The 21,696-nt window shown below is 65.4% G+C and carries 16 protein-coding genes; 4 read left to right on the top strand and 12 right to left on the bottom strand.

Annotated features, from left to right (window positions below; translation table 11 throughout):
- Positions 1 to 205 precede the first annotated feature (205 nt).
- The 10 genes from AABE10_RS18565 to AABE10_RS18520 form a co-directional block, all read right to left on the bottom strand.
- Positions 206 to 2,575, bottom strand: a complete 2,370-nt coding sequence (locus AABE10_RS18565; protein ID WP_342934715.1) for a polysaccharide biosynthesis tyrosine autokinase — start codon at positions 2,573 to 2,575, stop codon at positions 206 to 208.
- A gap of 25 nt (positions 2,576 to 2,600) precedes the next feature.
- Entirely contained in the window at positions 2,601 to 3,827 is a 1,227-nt protein-coding gene (locus AABE10_RS18560; RefSeq protein ID WP_342934714.1) for a polysaccharide biosynthesis/export family protein, read from the bottom strand.
- Positions 3,828 to 3,860: 33 nt separating this feature from the next.
- Complete coding sequence (locus AABE10_RS18555; protein ID WP_342934713.1) at positions 3,861 to 4,802, bottom strand: glycosyltransferase family 2 protein; 942 nt, start codon at positions 4,800 to 4,802, stop codon at positions 3,861 to 3,863.
- Between the two features lie 20 nt (positions 4,803 to 4,822).
- Positions 4,823 to 6,220: an undecaprenyl-phosphate glucose phosphotransferase gene (locus AABE10_RS18550; RefSeq protein ID WP_342934712.1), complete on the bottom strand. Its 1,398-nt coding sequence runs from the start codon at positions 6,218 to 6,220 to the stop codon at positions 4,823 to 4,825.
- Positions 6,221 to 6,234: 14 nt separating this feature from the next.
- The gene (locus tag AABE10_RS18545) at positions 6,235 to 6,966 is read right to left on the bottom strand and encodes a Crp/Fnr family transcriptional regulator (protein WP_090861816.1); all 732 of its coding nucleotides are present in this window, start codon (positions 6,964 to 6,966) and stop codon (positions 6,235 to 6,237) included.
- Between the two features lie 630 nt (positions 6,967 to 7,596).
- Positions 7,597 to 10,233, bottom strand: a complete 2,637-nt coding sequence (locus tag AABE10_RS18540) for a glycosyl hydrolase 2 galactose-binding domain-containing protein (protein ID WP_342934711.1) — start codon at positions 10,231 to 10,233, stop codon at positions 7,597 to 7,599.
- 61 nt (positions 10,234 to 10,294) lie between these two features.
- The gene (locus tag AABE10_RS18535) at positions 10,295 to 11,248 is read right to left on the bottom strand and encodes a DUF1839 family protein (protein ID WP_342934903.1); all 954 of its coding nucleotides are present in this window, start codon (positions 11,246 to 11,248) and stop codon (positions 10,295 to 10,297) included.
- Positions 11,249 to 11,334: 86 nt separating this feature from the next.
- Entirely contained in the window at positions 11,335 to 12,366 is a 1,032-nt protein-coding gene (locus tag AABE10_RS18530; RefSeq protein WP_342934710.1) for an amino acid--[acyl-carrier-protein] ligase, read from the bottom strand.
- Between the two features lies 1 nt (position 12,367).
- The gene (locus AABE10_RS18525) at positions 12,368 to 13,639 is read right to left on the bottom strand and encodes an acyl-CoA dehydrogenase family protein (protein WP_342934709.1); all 1,272 of its coding nucleotides are present in this window, start codon (positions 13,637 to 13,639) and stop codon (positions 12,368 to 12,370) included.
- Entirely contained in the window at positions 13,636 to 13,887 is a 252-nt protein-coding gene (locus AABE10_RS18520; RefSeq protein ID WP_152762274.1) for an acyl carrier protein, read from the bottom strand. Before AABE10_RS18520 ends, AABE10_RS18525 begins: the two co-directional genes overlap by 4 nt.
- A gap of 274 nt (positions 13,888 to 14,161) precedes the next feature.
- Here AABE10_RS18520 and AABE10_RS18515 point away from each other — a divergent pair, with 274 nt between their 5' ends.
- The 4 genes from AABE10_RS18515 to AABE10_RS18500 are packed head-to-tail and all read left to right on the top strand — an operon-like array spanning position 14,162 to position 18,652.
- Positions 14,162 to 14,695 carry a GNAT family N-acetyltransferase gene (locus AABE10_RS18515; RefSeq protein ID WP_342934708.1) on the top strand — a complete coding sequence of 178 codons (534 nt, stop codon included), beginning with the start codon at positions 14,162 to 14,164 and terminating at the stop codon, positions 14,693 to 14,695.
- Complete coding sequence (locus AABE10_RS18510; protein WP_342934707.1) at positions 14,695 to 16,320, top strand: hypothetical protein; 1,626 nt, start codon at positions 14,695 to 14,697, stop codon at positions 16,318 to 16,320. The genes AABE10_RS18515 and AABE10_RS18510 overlap by 1 nt, the downstream gene beginning before the upstream one ends.
- Positions 16,317 to 17,501: a glycosyltransferase family 4 protein gene (locus AABE10_RS18505; RefSeq protein ID WP_342934706.1), complete on the top strand. Its 1,185-nt coding sequence runs from the start codon at positions 16,317 to 16,319 to the stop codon at positions 17,499 to 17,501. The genes AABE10_RS18510 and AABE10_RS18505 overlap by 4 nt, the downstream gene beginning before the upstream one ends.
- Complete coding sequence (locus tag AABE10_RS18500; RefSeq protein ID WP_342934705.1) at positions 17,498 to 18,652, top strand: glycosyltransferase family 4 protein; 1,155 nt, start codon at positions 17,498 to 17,500, stop codon at positions 18,650 to 18,652. Before AABE10_RS18505 ends, AABE10_RS18500 begins: the two co-directional genes overlap by 4 nt.
- Positions 18,653 to 18,735: 83 nt before the next feature.
- Here the strand turns inward: AABE10_RS18500 and AABE10_RS18495 are convergent, their stop codons facing one another.
- On the bottom strand, positions 18,736 to 19,932 hold the full coding sequence (locus AABE10_RS18495; protein ID WP_342934704.1) for an acyltransferase: 1,197 nt from the start codon (positions 19,930 to 19,932) through the stop codon (positions 18,736 to 18,738).
- A gap of 205 nt (positions 19,933 to 20,137) precedes the next feature.
- Positions 20,138 to 21,688, bottom strand: coding sequence for a flippase (locus AABE10_RS18490; protein ID WP_342934703.1), 1,551 nt, complete (start codon positions 21,686 to 21,688; stop codon positions 20,138 to 20,140).
- Between the last annotated feature and the right edge of the window lie 8 nt (positions 21,689 to 21,696).

Here is a 21,696-nt window from a genome sequence, read left to right as displayed (position 1 = left end):
CTCCTCGCTGAGCGCACATGATGCCTTTTGAGAAAAATTAACCGGTTCCAGGTCGCGCGTAAGTGCGGGCGAGCACACATGACACGCTCGCAGCGTGCACCAGATGCAAATACGCAAAGTGCGTCCGCAACGAAACAGGCCGCGCATTTCGTCGGACGACGAGATGCGCGGCCTGTTTGCAGGAGACCTGAAAGGTCAGCTGACGCTAGTCCGGCTTGTGGCTGATATCGAGCGCCGTATACGCATATTTGTATTCGGTGCCGTCATAGCGTCCGCTGTGCTTCGGCGGAATCGCGTTCATCACGCCGCCGATCACATGCGCACGCGCGCGGCGCAGCTTCTTCAGCGATATGCGGATGTCGCGCTCGGTATGCGCGCCCGAGCGGATCACGAGGACGGTGGCGCCCGCAACGTTCGAGATGATGGCTGCGTCGGCGGCTGCGAGCAGCGGCGGGGTATCGACGATCACGAGATCGAATTGCGCGGACAACAGATCGAGCACCTCGGCAAAGCGGTTCGACGTGAGGATCTCGGATGGATTCGGCGGATAGCCGCCCGCCGCGATGAAATGCAGACCGGACACGCCCGTTTCTCGCGTCGCGACTTTCAGATCGACCTGGCCCGTCAGCAGTTCGGTCAGTCCGCCGCTGGGCGAGCGTCCGAAGTAGTGCGCGAGACGTCCGCGCCGCAGGTCGGCGTCGATCAGCAGCACGCGCTTGCCGGACTCCGCGAAGAGCGTCGCGAGATTGGCGCACAGGAAGCTCTTGCCGTCCGAAGGGGCAGGGCTCGTGAACGCGACGATCCTGTTCGCGGCATCGATCAGACCGAATTGCAGCGACGCGCGCAAGCCGCGCAGGCCTTCGACGGCGATATCGAACGGATGTGTCTTCGACAGCAGCGTGCGCGTCGCAGCATACGGCGACGGAATGATGGTCTGCGTATTCACAGGCTCGCGAACGGGCGCGCCCGTTTTCAGCGCGAACGATTTCACAAGGCGCGTCAGTCCCGCAGGCGACTTGCGCGCATCGCCGCCCGGCAGCGTCGATGTCTTCGCCGAACCGGACAGCAGCATGCGGTCGCCGCGCAACTGCTGCTGGCTCATCGCGATCGCGCCGAAGATCGGCAACTGAAAACGCCGCTCGACGAACTCGGGGTCGGCGATACCCTGGAAGAACGTGCGTCGGCAGAACGCGAACAGAATGCCGGCGAGAATGCCCAGCACCGTGCCCGCCGAGATGATCAGCGCAGGGTTCGGACGCACGGGCGACGACGGCACCAGCGCTTCGTCGATGATATGCACGTTGCCCATCGTGCCCGCGCGCGTGATCGACAGCTCCTGGATGCGGTTGAGCAGCAGCACGTAGATTTCTTCGGCGACCTTGGCGTCACGTTGCAGCGACATCGCTTCGCGCTCCGAGCCGGGCAGCGTCTTGAACTGATCCTCGAAGCGGCCGCGCTCGCGCGTCATCGCCGAAAGCTGCGCGTCGACGGTTTTCACTTCCGGGCTGTCTTCCGTGAAGCGCGTGAGAAGCTGCGCGCGCGCAATGCGCAACTGCGCGATCTGCTTCTCGTACTCGATGCCGCCCGACAGATAGATGCTCGCCTCCTGAGTCGGCTGGAACGAGCCGCTGCGGCGCTGGTATTCGGAAAGTGCTGTCTCTGCGCGCGTGACCTCTTCGCGCAGACGGGGCATTTCGCTGTTGAGGAACGACAGCATGTGGCTTGCTTCCTCCTGCGCGCTTTCTTGCCGGTGCTTCAGGTAGGACGCGGCGACGGCATTCGTGATCGCCGTGATCAGGCGCGGATCGGTGCCCATGTACGCCAGTTGCACGATGCCCGTGTCGTGACCTTTCTCGGTGACTTGCAGTCCGTTGGCGAGCCCCAGGACGGCGTCGAGCTGATTGAAGCGCATCACATGGAACTCGGTGTCCGGACGCGCGACGAGCTTCGTCACCTTCAGCGTGATGCCGTTGGCCTCGGCCTGCGTGCCGGCCTGTCCCGTCAGCAGCGTTGCGCCGTTCGGGTCGAGCAGCTGATAGCGGCCGTCGCCGAGCGCGCGCACCGTCAGCATCGCGCCTTCCAGGTTCTTCGGAACCGAGAGCGAATCGACCGCGAACACCTCGCCGCCCCACGCATACGAGCGCATGCCGAAGAGCGCGTCGAGGGGATGCCCAGGCCGCGCGAACATCGACGTCAGCTTGCCGAGAAACGGCATCGCGTTCGGCCACGCGCTGAAGTTCAGCTTGAACTGCTCGACGACGGGCTCGACCACCGCGCGGCTCTTCATGATCTCGACTTCGGCCTCGGTGTGCATGCCGCCCGACGGCACGAGCGACGCCAGCTTCGAATTGCCGCCGCCCGCATTACCGCCGTTGCCGGAATCGACCTGCACGAGCGCATCGGCCGAATAGACGCGCACCTGGATGTGCGCGTAGAGCACCGAGCACGCGATCACCAGCGCCGCGATGCCGATGACCCACCAGATCTGCTCGATGATGATTCTCAGCAGATCGCGCATCACCGCATCTTCGTCGTTGCCCGGCGGAGAGTCTTCCATCATGTCATAGGTACTCATTGTTTTCTCCATCGCGTGGCGACGATCAGCGAGCCAGTTCCTTCGTGAAGAAGAGCGTTTGCAGCGCCGGCGTGATCGTGTCGAGGATGCGGTTGAAGCGCGCGACGCTCGCCACTTGCACGTACACCACGTCCTTCGGTTGCAGTTCGAATTTCGTCATCAACATGATCGCGTCGACCTGTGTCATGTCGAGCCTGTACACATCGGGCGCCAACGACTTGTCGACACCCGATGACTTGTCGGTGCCCAGTGACTTGTCGACGCCGCGAATCACGTAGATCGAGCGGGGGTCGGCGTTGCGTACATCGAGACTGTTCACGCCCGCGATCGCGTCGGCGAGTGTGAGCTTCCCGCGGTTCATCGGCAGCGACGTGGGCTTGGCGACTTCGCCGAGCACGAACACGCGGCTGTTCGAGCGATCGGGGATGTCGACGAGATCGCCGTCTTTCAGGATCACGTTCTGGTTCGGGTCGCCCGTTTCGAGCAGCGAAGCGACGTCGACGCGATAGCGCACGCCGTTGCGCGTGATGCCGACGTCCTGCAGATCCGCGTCCGCCTGCGCGCCGCCCGCGCGGTTGATCGCGTCGAGCACGGACAGCGGCAGATCGGTGATCGATTCGGGCGTCGGATTGCGGACATTGCCCGTCACCTGCACGATCTGGCTGTTGAAGCCCGACACGCGCACGTCGATCTGCGGATCGCGAATGGTCTTGCTGATCGCCTTCGTCAAGAGTTCCTGCACTTGCCGCGTCGTCTTGCCGAGTACCTTTACGCGGCCCGCGCGCGGGAAGAAGATCGTGCCGTCGCGCGCGACGCGCACGGCAAGGCCGCTTTCGCCGCCCGTCGATGGCGACAGCGCCGCTATCGTGCTGCCCTGGGGAGACGCCAGATTACCCGGCGTCGCGCCGCCCGCTGCGCCCTGCGGAATGGGCGGCAGATTGGCGCCGCCGCCTGTCAGTTCCGGATGGTCCCAGACGATGATGGTCAACTGGTCGTTGACGCCGATCTGATAATCGTAACTGGCGCGTTCCTCGGGCGTGAGGCACTTCAGCGGACAGACAGAAGGCTTCGCGGCCGCGCGCTCCTGAGCAAAGTAAGCGATATCGATCGGCGTGACCTCGTACTTCGGCGCCGCGTACTGCGGCTGCCGGCTGGTGTCGAGCCGGTCCGAATCGAGAAACGGTCCGGGCGCGAGCGCGCACGCTCCCAACGACAGGCAGGTCAGCCCCGCGAGCAATGTTCTGATAGTCATGATCGCAATTCCCCCGTATGTGCCGGCGTTCCGCTAACGGATGGCTTCGTGCCACGCGCGATGCATCGCACGCAGTCCGACCCACCATTTGCGCAACGCAAGCGTGATGCTTTCGCCGCCCGCCGCGAGCGTCAGCGCGCGCACGAGACCGGGATCCGCGCGATTGCCGATGAGCGTCACGTAGGCGACGAATGCCCAACGGCCGATCGACGACAGGTGCTCGCACATGATCAGCCGCAGGTTGAACGACGCGTTATAAAAAGCCGTGGCATTGAAGATGTGGCGCTGGTCCTCGTCGCCACGCACGGCCGGGTAATGCTCGACAAGCAGGTCCGGGTCGTAGACGAGCGTCCATCCGCGCCGGACTACATCCAGACAGAAAGCCATTTCGCAATGCACCTGCGCGCCGTTGCCGCGCAGACGCTTGTCGAAACGCACGGGGCCGATGGCTTCACGGCGAAACGCCATGTTCACGGCCTTGAGCACCTGCACGGCGCGCGGCGCGCCGCAACCGATGTGATGGTTGCCGATCGCGCGTCCGTACCAGCGCACGAGACCGACCGCTTCCTTTTGCCCCGTGAGAACTGCGTTGCGCTCGTGAACGATGTCCCGTCCGCCAATACCGCCGAGCGCGCGATCCCCGGCAAACGCGGCATCGATACGCGCAATCCAGTCGGCGTGCGGCGCGGCATCGTCGTCGGTGAAGCAGACGATGTCGCCCGTTGCGGATTCGATGCCGCGGTTGTACGCGGCTACCACGCCCGCGACCGTGACGTGCGCAACTTCAACGCGCATGCCGCGATGCGTGCCGGCATCGCGCGTGAGCCGCGCGAGCCATTCGAGCGTCGGGCGATCGTCGGCGCGCGCGATCACCACGACCTGATCGGGCCGCCTCGTCTGCGCGTCGAGCGCGGCCAGGCAGCGTGCGAGATCGCCTACGCGTCGATACGTCGGCACGACCACAGAGACTTTCACGTTGAACCCCGTACCTTCTTTCAATACGCGTTGTGGCCCACAAAGCCCTTGAATATCGTCATCATCACGATGCGCATGTCGAACCAGAACGACCAGTTGTGGATATAGAAGAGGTCGAACTTCACGCGCGCTTCCATTTTTTCGATCTTGCTGGTACTGCCGCGATAGCCGTTCACTTGCGCCCATCCGGTGATGCCCGGCTTGATGCGATACCGGGACATGTAGCCGTACACCAGATCCTTGTAGAGGTCGTCGTGTTCGAGCGCATGCGGGCGCGGCCCGACCACCGACATTTGCCCGAGCAGCACGTTCACGAATTGCGGCAGCTCATCGAGGCTCGTGCGCCGCATGAACGCGCCGATCTTCGTCACGCGCGCATCGAATCGCGCTGCCTGTGTCAGTTGTCCATGCGATTCGTGATGCACGGTCATCGAACGGAACTTGTAGATCGAGAACGGCTGACCGTCGATGCCCTTGCGCTCCTGCGTGAAGAACACGGGCCCCGGCGAACTGAGCCGCACGGCAAGCGCGAGAATCGCGAAGACAGGCGCCAGCGCGACGAGCACGACGAGCGCGAACAGGCGATCGAATATCAGCTTCGGCCACATCTGGATCGAGGAGACGGGCGTTGCATCGAGGTTGATCGTGGGCAGCCCGGCCACGCTGACGATCTCGTGATTGAACAGCGACAGGCTGCGCACGTCGGGCACGAAGCGCAAGTTCACGAAGTCGTGCTGGAACGTCCGGCGAAACCGGTAGATCACATGCTCATCGGAAAGCGGCAACGCGAGCCATACCTCGTTGATGTGCTCGTCGCGGACCTTCTTCGCGAACTCGTCGAGGTCGCGCAGCATCGGCAGCCGTCCCGCGCGCGCTCGCTCGCCCGTGTCGAGGATGTCGCCCATGTCGGCGCTGGTGTCGAACAGGCACACCGGCTTGAACCCCGCCTGCGGCGCGCGCTCGAGGCGCGCCATCAGCGTGCGGGTAAAGCCGGGCGCGCCGACCAGCGCGACCGTGCGAAAGTTCAGCCCGCGCCGGCGGACGATCCGCAATCCCAGATGCGCGCCGAACTTCGTCGCGAGAATCATCGCCCCGGAGATCACCGTCGCATACCCGAACCAGAGGCGCGACACGGCGTCCATCCGGTGCAGCGTAAACACGAGGACAAGCCCGAGCGCGACCGCGACGAGCCATGCCATCGCGACGCGCCCGAGCATCACGGCGAGCGGCTTTCCGCGCCACGTTTCGTAGATGCCGAACGCGGGAAAGAGCAGCAGCACCAGCACGCAATTGAACGCGATCAGCAGCTTCTCGTTGTCCGCGAGTTCGTACGAAGCGGGAAAGCGGGCCCAATGGGCGATGAGCGCGCCCGCAATCACGAAGATCGCGTCGAGGCAACGCGCAACGTTCCTGAACATAATGGAGCCTTAGCTCACACGGTCTCTGCTTGATGCAGGCGCGGCAGCAGACGGTCGAATTCGCGTTTCACGAGGCCATAGCATTCGCATGCGCGGGCTTCGAGACCCTTGCGGTCCAGCACGCGGATATGGCCGCGGCTGTGATGGATCAGGCCGTCGTTGTGCAGCTTGCCCGCCGCTTCCGTGATGCCTTCGCGGCGCACGCCGAGCATGTCGGCAATCAGTTGCTGCGTGACGGAGAGATCGTCCGATGCGACGCGGTCGACTTCGATCAGCAGCCACCGGCAGAGCTGTTTGCTCAACGAATGATGGCGGTTGCAGGCGGCCGTCTGCGCGACCTGCGTGAGCAGCGCGTGCATGTAGAGCAGCATCAGGCGGCGCAGGAAATCGGAGCGCGCGAAGTGCTGGCGCAGCGCCTGTGCCGACATCCGGTACGCGAATCCCGAGCACTGCACCTGAACGCGGTTCGGCATCGTCTCGCCGCCCGTGAGCACGGGCACGCCCGTCATGCCTTCGCGGCCTACCGCGGCGATCTCGACGGAGCCGCCGTCTTCCATCGTCGACAGCATCGAAATGATCGCCGTGGTCGGGAAGTAGACATGATGAATCCGTTGGCCGGAATCGCACAGCAGTTGTTCCGTGCGCAGATGAACGAGTTCGAGGTGAGGGGCAATGGCCTGCCACTCATGGGATGGCAATGCGCCGAGCAAATGATTGCCGTGCAGGTCGGATTGAAGCGTAAGCATGATCGGTCCTCGCAAGAAGCCGCGCGCTGCACGACTCCCTTATTTTTTAACCCGGCGCTGTGCTTCTTTCTGGTTTGCCGCCTGGCTCGCGGCAAGAAGCGTACAGACCGGCCCCGTCAAACCATCCGCGAATGCGCCCGTTCAAGTTCTGTCATTCACGCTGGTGATCACTGCGCCGACTATTTAGCGAGGACTGTGCCAATCGACCTGAAAGCAAGTACTGATGCGGCGCAGCGACGCAGATAATGAAACCCCACGCCGCAAAACGTATCGTTTTGTTTCAGATTTGCACAATGGCATTTTTCAGAAGATTTGAGAAACGGCATTAACTTGTGAATCGTAAGTCACTGATTCATTGAGGGTTGCAAATATCGACAAAGGCATGCGAGTAATGTGTTCACGCCTGAAAGCCCTTTAATGAGTGATTTCCGGATAGGACGCGTTTTGATTCAGATGTGTTCCGTTCCTTTTGTGTGCTGGCGCACTGATCGAGATTTTGATCAAAGCCGCTTTTTTTAAAGGCGCGAATGTGTCGGACAAAAGCCAACGCCCGCTGCGCAAGTGTCGGCGCGGGGCGCCATTACTTCAGTCAAAAGAATTGCGATGATTATTGCCGCGGGACGAAAACGTTTAGCGGTAGTAGACGGCGTCCAATGCATTGATCGCGCGAACTTCTCCATCGGGTGTCCGGTTTGTATCACCTGCGTGCAATGGGATCAGCGGAACCCTCACGGGCCGGCCCGGCGCGAGATGAAACCAGTCGCGCCGCGCGCGAAAGTGCGAATCGACGATATGGACGAAGCGCGCGAAGCGGCGCGATTCGATCACGAGCTGCCAGCCATCGGACGAGGCTTCGGGCGTCGCCGTGAGGCCGAGATCGTGCCGCTCGAGCGCGCTGCGCTCCGGCACATGAAAAGCCTCGGACAGCACCGCGCCGCTCGCGGCATCGCGCAGTGTCACGATGGTCACGTCATGGGCGCGCGGGCCGAAGCGGTACGCGTGCGTGAAATCGAAGAACTGTCCGAGCAGATCCGCTGCGGCGATGCGTTCGGTGCGGCGCGCAGGCAACTCCAGCGCGCGGCTCGCGTGAGCGACGCTGACTGCGCCATCGCGCAGGCAAGCGATGTCGAGCTGAACGCCCAGCGCCTGATTTGTCTCATTGATGAGATGCACGTCGAGGCCGTTCAGCCCTTCGTCGGTGATGACGGCCTGCACGGGCTGCAGCACGCCCGCGAGCGCATGCCACGCGCTTTTAGGGCGGCCCGTCGCATCGATCACGCCCCAGCCCGCGCCTGCCCGAAGGTCCTGCAGCTGCCACACGAGCGCGCCGCCGCACGGCGAGCCCGCGCGTCGCCATTCGACGAACACGTCGGCGAAAAGGTCGGCGACGACGGCACGCGACAGATCGAGATAGCGCTGCGGGTCGTCGTAGCGCAGCCGCGAAGGTTGCACGCCATAGAGCGTGCGCAGATAGTGATCGCGCACGTCGTCAAAATCCCAGCCCGCGCCCGGGTCGCGCGGTACCGCATTCTTCCAGCGCGGATCGTGCGTGTGGATCGTGCCGAGCGCATCGTGCAGCGTCGCGTCGTCGGGGACGTTCGCGAAGGCGAGGCACTCGGCCGCGAAGCGGACCTGTGCGCGGCGCGCGTCATCGAGCGGACGCTGATAGGCGCCGACGCCGTAGTAATGGGTGATGCCCGTGCGCGTCGAGAAGGGCCAGGCGCCGCCCGTCGGCGAATGCGCGACGTAGGGCACGTCGGGCCGCTCGGTCGCGACGATGGCGGGCAGCCGTTCGGTGAATAGCGGCTGCGCGCGCTGCGCAGCCGGCAGGCCGAACATGGCCGCCTGCTGGTCGATCTCGCTGCCGCCGCACAGCACCGCGAGCGACGCGGCATGCCGCGTGCGCGCGAGAAACTGCGTGGCTTCGCGCGCGACGGTTGCAGTAAAGGCATCGTCGTTCGGATAGTCGAAGTTCGCGAACGGGAAGTCCTGCCAGATCAGGATGCCGTGCTCGTCCGCGAGACGATAGAACGCGTCGGATTCGAACACCATCGTGCCGGCCACGCGCAGCATGTTCATTCCCGACTCGCGCACGAGTGCGAACGCTCGCGCGAGCTGTTGCGGCGAACCGGCGAGCGTGACGAGGTCGGCACTCGTCCAGCACGCTCCGCGGCAAAACACGGGCACACCGTTGACCTTCAGCGCGAAGCCCTCGCCATCGTCGCCGCGCGTGACGTCGATCGTGCGAAAGCCGACGCGGCCCAGTTCGATCTGCATGTTGGTGCGCGGATTGGTCTGGGTATCGGTTTGCGTATCGGCCTGCATCTCGCCGATCCGCACGGCAAGCGCATGCAGCTTCGGCGTGCCGTGCGTGTGCGGCCACCAGCGCTCCACCTTCGGAATGTGCAGCGAGCCCGTCAGCGTGCGTTTTGACGCGTCCGCCGGCGTGTCCGCGCGCGGATGACCGGCGCGCCATTGCAACGGGGCCTCGACGCCCGCGCACATCAACGATGCGCGTGCTTCGATTGCATCGGGCGCCTGCGGATGCACGAACGTGAGCGCCAGCGTGACGATGCCGTCGTCGCCGTCGAGCCGGGTTTTCACGTCGACGCGATCGATCGCGAACGGCGCGCTGCCGAGCAGCTCGATCGCGCGCCATGGACCGACAGGCTGCACCTGCGGGCACCAGCCCGGCATATAGCCGAGCAGCGTGGTGCGCACGTTGCGCAGCGTTGGCGGCGTGACGAGACGCGGCCGCCAGCGCGCGCGCGAGCGCCGCGCGCCGAGCGCGGGCGCGAGCGAGCGGAAGCACAGCGCGAGCGTCGCGTCCTCGTGCAGTTCGAACGCGATGTCGTGCGCGACGAACATCGAATCCGACGTGAGCAGCCGTTCGCCGTCGAGCCAGATTTCGGCGAGCGTCGCGAGTCCATGCAGGCGCAGGCGCTGCACGCCACGGCCCGCGAGCCGCAGGCGATACCAGTGATCGTCGTATGCGAAGGCGCGCGCGCGCTCGATGTCGAGCAGGCCCGCCGCGCGCCATGCCGATGCGACCGTGCCGGGCACCTGCGCGGGCAGCCAGCCCGACTCGGGCAGGTCGGCGGGTGTCGCGCATGCGCCGGGCGTCGTCGTCACGCATTGCCAGCCGTGCGCGAGGGGCTGCGGCCAGCAGGATGCATGAAGGGCGTCGCCCGTGTGGGCCGAGGGGGTGGAAGTGGCGCTCGCGCCTTGAGGCACGAGCGTCAGGAGGTCGGTTGGCAGGGCGCGCACAGCGTGTTCCGTTGAGGCGGCGAGCGCGCCCGCCGAGGCGCGCGGCTCGCCGCGGCAGCCGTTAAAGCGTCAGCGACGCAAGCGGCGGGATGGTCTGCTCGTAAGCGGCTTCGAGCACGTCGAAGCAGTCGTCGCAGGTGTCGCGCCGGCCCCGCGCCATCGCGCGCACGAGGCGGAACTGCATCACCATCGCTTCCGATGCGATTCTCTGCGCGGACGCCGCGATCGGCTGCGGAACCTCGAAGCCTTGCGCCGACAGCCAGATCAGATACTTCGACAGGAACTCGAAGTTCGCCCCGAGCTGCCGCATCAGGTTGAACGAGTACGGATGGAAGAAAGGCTCGCCGCGCTCGAGCAGCATCTCGAGATGCGCGGGGAACGCCTTGCGCCATTCGCTGACGGGATTGCGCAGCGGCCTGCGCGCCAGATGCGCGCGCAGCAGCTCTGCCGATGCATGCGCGAGCGCCATGCCTTCCAGCGCGGGCCGCGCCTGCTTGGCGAACTCGACATACGGGAACAGATAGTCGGGCTGTCCCGCGAACTGCGGCAGCTTGCGGAACACGCCGTCGTAGTCCTCGCCGTCGAGCGTGTGATAGCCCGTGTTGTGGAAGTAGCCGAGACGGCGCGCGGCGGGATCGATATGATCGATGCCGATCGTCGTCTTCGGATGCTCGCGGCGATACGACGTGGCGCGCGTATTCGGCAGGTAATAGCCGTCGACTTCGACGAGCACCGTGTGTCCGCGCTGCGTCTGCGCGAACACGCGGTCTTCGAGCGAATCGTAGATCGCCAGCTCCTGCACCTGCGTGCCATACAGGTGCTCGATGTCTTCGAGCGGAAACTTGAAGAACGTGAACTGGTCGCCTTCGAAATCCTGCGTGACCGTGAACGCGAACGCGGCGCGCGGATCGAGGCCGAAGCCGTGCAGCAGCTCGATCCACAGGTCGATGTAGCAGTTCGTTTCCTGCCATACGCGCTCGCCCTGATGCAGCGCATGCGACGCATGGCTGCGCATTGGCCGGGGCGCATCGGAAGCGCCCGCGACAGCACCTGTTGCAGCGCCCGTGGCAACGGCCGTCAGCGCGGACGTGACGGGCGGGTTCATGCGCACGCTCCTGCAAGACCCTGTTCGACGCGTGCCTTCGTATCGCCCCACAGCAGCGCGCGCACGTCGTCGGGCCACACGTTCACGTCGAGCCCGTGATGGCGAAAGAGCGCGAGCGTGATGCGCTCCATGCCGAAGCCCACGCATCCCGTATGCGCGACCGATCCGTCCTCGCATTCGATCTTCCAGATCGCGCCGAAGTGATCCATGTGATAGTTGAACGACAGACAGGCCGTCTTGCTGTCGGGATTCGCGACGGGAATCAGCAGCTCGAACTTCAACGCCTGCGCGCGCTGGCTGTCGGCGATGATCTTGCCGCCGCGTCCGAAGAACGGATCGTTGGCGAGATCGACATCGACGGGCAACTGGAGCAGCGACACCAGCAGCGAGCCGCGCTCGATCCACATCTGGCGGAACGCCATCACCTGTTGCGCGTCGCCGAGGCGCACGTACTCGCGCTGGCGGAACATCTGCATGCGCGCGGGATCGAGCGACGGCTCATGGCGGAAGCAATACGACAGCACGTCGATCGTGCGGCCGCCGGCGGGCAGCGGGCCGCGCCGCGCCATCACGGGATAGATCGGATAGCAGGCGGCGGGCGTCAGCACGACGCGCGTCGGCTTTTGCTGCGACATCCATTCGGTGTCGCGGTCGTCGTCGCTTTCCTTCATTGCGTCGTCGAGACAGCGCAACAGACGCTGCTGGCCCGCTTCCGTGCCGCAGAACGAATGGATCGTGCCTGCCAGATTCGGAAAGCTTTTCAGATACTCGCTGTCTTCGAAATCCGTGCGGCGCATCGCGGGCGGAAAGCGCAGCGCTTCAGGGTCCTGATCGGCGCCCAGATGCGTGATCGCCACGTTCAACCGCTCGACGACATCTTCGAACACCTGGCTGCGGCCATACAGGCCGTTTTCGCCCGTGTCGATCAGAATGCCCTTCGCGAGAAGGCGCTCGCGCAGCGTCGGGTCCGCCCCCGCGGCCTGCGCATCGGAGGCGGTGAGCGCGGCCGTATCGGTCATCGTGTTCATCTCAGGCTCTCCCCGGTGCGGCGGGACGCTGCGCCAGCAGCAGGCTCGCCGTGTTCATCGCGATGCGGTCGTTGTTGATCATCAGGGGCGCGGAATGCAGATCGCGCAGATGCCGCCCGACGCTGTACTCGGTGCCGTTCTTGTAGCCCGCCATCCCGCAGATCAGCAGCACTTCCTGCACGACCTGAAGGGCCGTCGTCGAAATGCTGGTCTTGAGCGTATTCATGTCGGACGCGAAGCCGAGCATCGCGGACAGCGGCGCATCGGCCTCGCAGGCGCCGAGCTTCGTCTGATGCGCGGCGCGCGCGGCGTCGAGCGCGACCGAGAGGCGCGCCTGCATCATTTGCAGCAGCCCGACGGCTTGCGCGAGACGCACGCCCGACGGCGGCACGAAACCGGGCTTGCCGCGCGTCTGCGCGCGGAAGAATGCCTTCGCGCGATTTACGGCGTCGGCGGCGATGCCCGTCCACACCGAGGCCCACAGCGTATGCGATACGGGCAGCATCGTCTGGTCGGCGATGATCGCGAAGGGCGTCGGCAGAATCTGTCCGGCGAGGCCCGTGGCGACGAGCCGGAAGCCCTCGCTGCACGTGCCGCGCATGCCCATCGAGTCCCAGCCGCCGCGCTTTTCGAGCTGCGTTTCGTCGCGCAGCGTGACGATCATGACCTGATCCGATGCCGCCGATTCCGCCGTGCGGCGCGCCGTCACGAGAATCACGTCGGCCTGCGCGCCATACGAGATCGTGGGCGCGAGCTTCTCGATGCGGAACATGTCGCCATCGATTTCGACGGCGCACGCGCTCGTGCGCAGATTGCCGCCGATCGTCTCCTCCGAAGTCGCGGACGCGAGCAGCCACTGCTTTTCGACAAGCTGCGCGAGCAGATCCCGGTGCCACGCCGACTCGCTGCCGTGTTCCTCGATGCACGCGACCTGGATCTGATGCATCGCGTAGATCATCCCCGTCGACGCGCAGCCTTGCGCGAGGATCTCGCAGATCGCGGCCACGTCGGCGAGCGACAGTCCGGCGCCGCCGAAGCGCGCGGGCACCATCGCGGACAGCAGACGCTCGCGCCGGAGCACGTCGAATGCCTCGACAGGAAAGCGCGCTTCGCGATCGACCGAGTCGGCATGCTGCGCCGCGATCTGCGCGGCGCGCTGCGCGGCCGCGCGCCAGGCCGGTTCCGGTTCGATCGCGACGAGCGCGGCTGCCGCGTCCGCCTGCGACGCTTCGGCCGCGGCGGCGGATTCTGCCTGCATCAGCGGCGCGTTCATGCTGCCGCCTTTGCCAGTTGCAGTTCGGTGACGGCAGCCGCCAGTGAATCGATGCTGGAAAAGAGCCGGCGCGTGAGCATGCGGTCCGGAATCTCGATGCCGAATTCGTCTTCGATCGCGAGCATCAGATGCACGGTCGCGAGCGACGAGAGGCCTGCTGCATAGAGGTCCGCGTCGTCGGCAAGCGTGTCGGCGGGTACGTCGAGCCGTGCCGATTCGGAAAGAATGCGTCGCAGTGCTGTTTTCATGAACGGAGCCCCTCAGAGTGTTTTGGCGAGAGCGGGTTGCTTCGAATCCGGCGGCGCGTTCGCGCTTGCATTCACCTGCTTGCATGCACCTGTGACACGCGGTCAGCGAGAGTCGTGCGCGGGACGGACCAGCGCGCCGGTTGTCCGTATTTAACGGATTGCGACGCAGCAACGTCGGTGCGCTGCCGCACGGAAACACAAGGGTCCGCAGCGTACTGTGTCGTCGTGGCAACGGGCTTGACGGCCGCCCGAAACGTTCTGGGGAAACGTAATGATGAACTGGAAAACACTCGAGTTCGAACAGTTCACTGCGCGCGAACTTTATCTGGTCATGCGCGCGCGCAGCGCAGTGTTCGTCGTCGAACAGGCGCACGTCTGTCTCGATGCGGACGGCCATGACGAGAAGGCCTTGCATGTGTTCGCCGTGGACGACATGTCGCGCCCGATGCCCGTGCTCGCGTATGCGCGTCTGCGCCCGGGCGACGACGAAGACCCCGAAGTGGTGATCGACAAGATCATGACGAGCCCGAGGCGGCGCGGCGACGGCACGGCCGAGATCCTCATCGAGCGCGCGCTGCAGGCCGTTGCGCAGCGCTGGCCGGGGCGTCCCGTGCGGGTGACGGCGCCCGAGGGGCTCAAGAGCTTTTACGAGCAGTTCGGCTTCAGAAAGACAGAAGGGCCGTTCCTCGAGCACGGCGCGCCGCATATCGGCCTGTCGTACAGCCATCGTCAGAAGCACGCGCAATCGGGCGACGCTCGCCGCGCGCGGCACGGCGTTGCGTTCGGCAGCACGTTCGAGCTGCTGTAATGGCGATGTCGCCACCGACGACGCGACGCGCCCCCGGCGTGCCGCGCGAGGCGCCGCGTTCCCCGCAAAAGCGGGCGCCCGCGCGCGTTCGCGCGCCGCGCAAGACGGTGCTGGCGCCCATCGCGCTGTTTGTATTCAGCATCGTGCTGATCGCCGTGCATCTGGCGCGGCCCGTCGAGTTTCTGTTCCCGCTTGGTTCGCTGGCGATCGCGTACTGGCTGTATCGCAAGTCGCCGCCGCATTACGTGGGATTCGTCTGCTGGCTGTTCTTTCTTTCGCCGTGGATCCGGCGTCTCGCCGATTTCGTCAACGGCTCGTTCAGCGACAAGAGCATCATCATGATGGCGCCGCTGCTCGCCGTGGCGCTGTGCGGCCTGTCGCTGATCACGAGCGCGAATACGCTCGGCCAGCGCCGCAACGCGCCGCTTATCCTGATCGTGGTCGGGCTCACGTACGGCTTCATTGTCGGCATCGCGCAGACGGGCTTCGGGCCCGCCGTCTACACGCTCGTCAACTGGCTGTTTCCGCCGCTGGTGGCGTTCTATCTCAACGTCACGTGGCAGCATTACCCGGACTATCAGCGCGTGCTGCTGAGAACGGCCGTCTATGGCGGACTCGTGATGGGCGTCTACGGCGTGATCCAGTACGTCGTCGTGCCGCCGTGGGATCTGTTCTGGATCATCTCGGTCAAGATTTCCTCGTTCGGCAACCCGGTGCCTTACGGCTTGCGGGTATGGAGCACGATGAATGCGCCGGGCACGTTCGCCGTCACGATCATGTACCTGCTGCAGATAGCGCTTGCTTCAAGCGAGTTCATGCGTATTCCGATGATGCTGTCGGCCGCGTCCGCGCTGCTGTTCACGTCGGTGCGCAGCTGTTGGGGCGGCCTCGTGATCGGGCTGGTCTATCCCGTCGCGATGCTCGACGGCAGGAGCCGCCTGAAGCTGCTGTGCGCAGTCGTCGGCGTCGCCGCGCTGTGCTCGCCCGTGATGATGTTCGATCAGGTGTCGGACGGCGTGCTCAAACGCATGCAGACGATGAGCGACATCAGCAACGACAACAGCTTCCAGTCGCGCCAGATGCTGTACGAAGCCTGGCTGTCGACGGCGTTCTCGAACATTTCCGGCGACGGTCTCGGTTCGACCGGGCTCGGCACCAAGCTTTCGTCTGACCCGGTCAAGGCGGCATCCCCCGCCGGGACGGTCGACAGCGGCATTCTCGAAGTACCCACGGTGCTCGGCTGGCCCGGCTCGCTGCTCTATGTCGGCGGCATTCTGATGCTGATGTGGCGGGCGTTTCTTGCGAGCATCGTGCGCTCGAAAGACCGCCTCGCGATCTGCGGGGCAGGCGTCTCGCTCGCGATCTTCGCGATGATGACGATGACGAACACGCTGATCGGTGTGACGGGCATGTTCTATTTCATCGGCGTGATGCTGCCCGTGATCGGCCTGCGTCACGCGCGCCGCACGGCGCACGCGGCCAAAAAGGCCGCCGCGCGGACGCCCGAATCCGTGGCCCCTCCCGCAGCGATGGCGCGCACGGCACGCACGCAAGGGCCGTACACGCAAGGGCCGCGCGCGCCGCTGCGCGGTGGCGCGACACCTCTGTACAAGGTGAGGCTATGAGAATCCTGATCGTGACCCACGTCGTCGCGAAGAACGACGGCCAGGGGCGCGTCAACTACGAGATCGCGCGCGCGGCGCTGGCGGCGGGCCATGCCGTGACGCTGCTCGCGACGCACGTCGCGCCGGAGCTGAAGACGCTTGCGCGTTTCGTACCCGTGCCCGAAGCGCGCGTGCGGACGCGGCTCTTGCGGTACCAGTCGTTCGCATGGCAGACCGCGCGCTGGATTCGCGCGCATCGCGACGAATTCGACATCGTGCATGTCAACGGCTTCATCACGTGGGCGCGCGCCGACGTCAATTCGGTTCACTTCGTTCACGACGGCTGGTATCGCAGCGGCTACTATCCGTTTCGCTTCTGGCGCCGTCCGTACGACGCGTATCAGGTCATGTTCACGCGGCTGAATGCGCTGCTCGAAGCGCACGCGTTTCGCCGTGCGCGGGTGGTCGTTCCCGTGTCGGAAAAAGTTCGAGGCGAGCTGCAAAGACGCAGCATCGGCGACGCGCAGATGCAGGTCATTCATAACGGCGTCGACGTCGACGAATTCGCGCCGGGCGCAAGCGAGCGCGAGCGCCTGGGCTTGCCATCCGATGCGTTCATGCTGCTGTTCGCCGGCGATCTGCGCATCTCGCGAAAGAATCTCGATACCGTCTTGCAGGCGCTCGTGTCGATGCCGGCGCGCGTGCATCTGCTCGTCGCGGGCGACGCGCGCGACAGCGCGTATCCGCGCATGGCCGAAGCGCTCGGTATCGCCGAACGCGTGCATTTCGCCGGCTTCGTGAAGGACATGCCCGCGCTGATGCGCTCCGTCGATGCGTTCGTGTTTCCATCGCGCTACGAGGCGATGAGCCTCGCGCTGCTCGAAGCGCTGGCGTCGGCGTTGCCCGTCGTGACCGCGCGCACGGCGGGCGGCGCGGAAGTGATCGGGCCGCACTGCGGTGTCGTGCTCGACGATCCCGACGACGCGGCCGCGTTGGCGCGCGCCGTCGGGCAACTCGTCGACGGACCCGATCGCGCGCGACAGATGGGGCAGGCCGCGCGCGAGCTGGCGAAATCGCTCAGCTGGTCCGCGATGGCCGCGCGCTATCTGTCGCTTTACGAACGTCTGGGCGCATCGCGCGAGGCCGCGCGGCAGCCGCAAGCGCAACGGACGGAGTGTCCGACGGCGGCGGCGGACTCATGAGCGGCCCGATCGATTCGTTGCAGATCGGGATGCACTGGTTCGCGGAGCGGCCGGGCGGGCTCGATCGCATGTTCGTCGAACTGGTGGAATCGCTGCCCGCGCAAGGCGTCAGCGTGCGCGGGCTGGTGGCGGGCAGCGATGCCGTCGCGTCGTCTTCGGGCGGGCGCGTGCAGTCGTTCGCGGCGCCCGATTCGCGTCTTGCGCCGCGTCTGTGGCGCGCGCGGACGCTGTCGTCGCAATTGAAGCGCGCGCGCAGGCCGGACGTGGTGGCGACGCATTTCGCGCTGTACGCGGCGCCCACGGCGGGCGTGTTCAACAACGTGCCGCGCGTCGTGCATTTTCACGGGCCGTGGGCCGACGAGACGGTGCCCGAAGGCGGCAGCGCATGGGCGCGCGGCGCGCGCCGCTCGGTCGAGCGTTTCGTGTATCGCGGCGGCACGCGGCATATCGTGTTGTCGAAGGCGTTCGGCGACATCCTGCACACGCGCTACGGCGTGCGCGAAGACCGCATTCGCGTGGTGCCGGGTTGCGTCGACATCGCGCGCTTCGACACGGGCGTGACGCGCGCGAGCGCCCGCGCCGCGCTCGGCCTGCCGCATGACCGGCGCATTCTCTTTTGCGTGCGCCGGCTGGTGTGGCGCATGGGCATCGAGGATCTGATCGACTCGATGTTCCTCGTAGTGCAGAAGGCGCCTGACGTGATACTCGCAATTGCCGGCCGCGGTCCGCTCGAAGCGACGCTGAAGGCGCGCGCGGCGGCGCGCGGACTGGAGCGCAACGTGCGCTTTGCCGGTTTCGTGCCGGACATGGAATTGCCGCTCTGGTACGCCGCCGCCGACATGAGCGTGGTGCCCACCGTCGCGCTCGAAGGCTTCGGCCTGACGACGATCGAATCGCTTGCATGCGGCACGCCCGTGCTCGTGACGCCCGTCGGTGGACTGCCCGAAGCCGTGGCGCCGCTGTCGCCGGATCTGGTGTTTTCGTCGACCGGGTTCAACGCGATCGGCGCGGGACTCATCGAGGCGCTGCGCGGCGCGCGCACGCTGCCCGATGCCGCCGCCTGCCGCGCCTATGCGCGCGCGCGCTTCGATCGGAGTGTTGTTGCGTCGCAGGTCGCGCAGGTCTATCGGGAAGCGATCGACAACTTCTGATTGCGCATCGCCGGCTCGCGCGATTCGCATGCAAAGAGGCGCGAGGCCGCATGCATCCCGATGCCGTTCACGGCTGCCGCGTTTCAGTCCTGACGCGCGAAGTATTCGGCGCTTTGCGTCGCGCGCAGTCTTGCTGCCCAGCGGTTGAACGCGTCGCGAGCGGGCACTTCGATGAAGCGATACGTCAGCCCCGAGACGCCAATCAGCGCGACGACATACGCGAGCAGCACGGCTGCGCCCATCGCGGGCCCCCACGCGCCACGCACGACATAGCCGAACGCGCAGATGAGCGGCGGGTGCATCAGATAGATCGAATAGGAGCGCTGCCCAAGTATCTGCGCGACGCGCATCTTGAGCATGCTCGCCGCCCAGCCGCGATCCGATGAGAGCGAAAGGATCAGCAGCGTGAACACGAGCGGCAGCACAAGCGCGATCGCGGGGGCATCGGCGAGGCACGCGAACACGACGGCCGTCGCCGCGAGCGCGATGCCTTGCAGCCTGTTCGCGTGCGAGGCCGCGTAGCGCGCGACATGAAACGCCGCGCATCCCATGAAGAACGAGGCGACGCAACGCGCGAAGCCGAAGTCGTAGGTGACGTCGAGACATCGCGTCTTCGCGATGCAGTCGTGCCACACGATGCTTGCCCAGCAGGTGACGGCATACGCGAGCACGCTGAGCACGGCCATCGCCACGAGCCGCGCGCGCGGCGGCAGCGCGATGCACACGCCTGCGAACAGTAGGTACGTGTAGAACTCGGTGCTGATGCTCCAGCTCGCGTAGTTGAGGATTGCATGATCGAACATGCCGAGGCCGTGCGTCATCGTCAGCGTCGTGAATATCTCGGCGGCCGATGGCATGGCGTAATCGAACGCCACCGGATTTCTGAACATGCCCTGATGTCCGAATGCGACGAGTATCTGCTTCGCCAGCACATACGCGTTGGGCAGCAGCACGTAGATCAGCGTGGAAAACACGAGCAGTGGAAAGAGCCGCCCGAAGCGGCGGATCACGAAAGTCCAGAAGTCCGCGCCGTCGTTCAGGCGGCGCTCATAGGACGAGCAGATCACGAATCCGCTCAGCACGAAGAACAGATCGACGAACAGATACCCGTGCCGGATGAAGCCGGGATACGGCAGCCCGAAGCTGTCGAAGAGGCTGAAGTGATAGAGCGCGACCAGCAACGCGGCGAGCCCGCGAGCGCCTTCGAATGAATCGATCGTTGCCTGTTTGCGCATGACTGCCCCGTAACCAATGCCCGTATTCACGACCGGCTGCGACATGATCCGGCGCCCGGTCGGCGACCGGGGCCGCGAGCCCGCGACACCACTGGCGCGATTTGTACATGGGCGCACGTCCAGCGATTGCTGTCACTGTGCGCGACCGTGTGGCGAGAATCTGTGCGCGCCACCACATCGGCGCCGCTTGTGTATTCGCATGCTTCGCAAGCAGCGATGCCGGGCCGCTACGATGTCGACATGCGGCTCGTTACTGACGCGCGACGGGTTCGCCGGCGCTCGCGGGCGGCGGCGTCGCGCTTGCGGGCATGGCGGCGTCGAAGGCCGAACGCGAGCGAAAGCGTTTCGACACGATGTGCCGCAGCTCGTGCATGGCGCGCTTGCGCCATTCCGGTTCGGCATGCAGCGCCCATGCGAGCGATGCCGCCACCATCACGAACCAGCACACGTGACGCGCGATCGACGTCGGCGGGAACACGATAGTCGCGATAAATGATCCGCTGACGAGCAGCGTCGGCGGCACGAGGTAGCGCGCGAGGCCGCCGCCCAGTTTCGCGGCCCAGAACAGCAGCACGGTCTCCGCGATGTAGCGGAACGTCCATGAAAATGCCGCGCCGACCAGACCGAAATGATGCAGCGTCCACCAGAGCAGCGCGACCAGCGGAGCGGCCTGCAGCGTATGGAACCACGCGACGATGCCGGGCCGGCCGCTTGCCGCCAGATGGCTGCCGGGTATGTGCGCGAGCGCGTTCGCCCAGACGCCGATCAGAATGATTTCGCCGATCGACGTCGTGCGCGCGGCGAAGTCGTGGCCGACCCACAGCGTGATGAACGGCTGCATCAGGAAGATGCCGAATACGATCGGCGGCGTGATCAGCACGCACAATGCGTGCGTCGCGCGCACGGCGAGCTCGACGGCGTCGCGTGCCGGCAACGCGGACAGGCGCGGGAACAGCGTGCGAGAGAAGACGGCGGGCAGAATCTTCGCACGGGTCGCGAGATTGAACGGCACCTGATACCACGCGACGGGTTGCGGTCCCAGAATGCTGCCGATCATCAGCCGGTCGGCGGAATCCAGCAGCGGGCTCAGGAAATTGCTGACCATGATGGCCGCGCCATACGAAAACAGCGGCTTAAGATGGCGGCGCTGCGGCGGGGCGTCGAAGCGCAGCGGAAATACGCGGATCGCGACGAACAGCAGAATCAGCAGTGATACGCCGCTGCCGAGCATGGCCGCGCGGATCACGTACTGCAATTGCGGCGCGATCAGCAGCGCCGCTAGCAACGGAACCGTCTGGAAGATCAGCACGCCCGCGAACTGCGCGGCGTTCAGGGCTCCGAACTGCTCGCGTCCGCCGAGCGCACCGACGAACACGGATGTCAGCGTCGCAATGGGAATCGCGCAGGCGATGAACGGCAGCGCTTCGATAACTTCCGCGCTGATCGACGGAGCGATATGGAAGTGCGCGAACAGAAAGCTTCCGGCGAAGTACAGGATGATGCCGCCGAGCGTCCCGAACAGCGCGTTGAGGACGAGCGCCGTCCAGAACACGGACTCCCGCTCGCGCGCGGGCGCATCGGATAGCTGCGCGATGCGGTTGGCCGTCGCCGTCGACAGCCCGAAGTCGAAGTAGCCGAAATAGCCTTGCAAGGTCCAGACGATCGCGAGCACGCCGTAGCGCTCCGCGCCGATGTGCTTCAGGTAGAGGGGCACCGTGATCAGCGAAACGATGATCGGCAGCGCGCCGCCAAGTAGGTTGGCGATGCCGTTGCGCTTCAGACTGGGTCTCGATGATTGCATTGGGGATC

Origin of the sequence: Paraburkholderia diazotrophica (assembly GCF_038900755.1) — a bacterium.
GTDB lineage: Bacteria > Pseudomonadota > Gammaproteobacteria > Burkholderiales > Burkholderiaceae > Paraburkholderia > Paraburkholderia diazotrophica_A.
The sequence above is the reverse complement of the archived record's forward strand: the minus strand, read 5'-3'. Positions and strand labels throughout refer to the sequence as shown.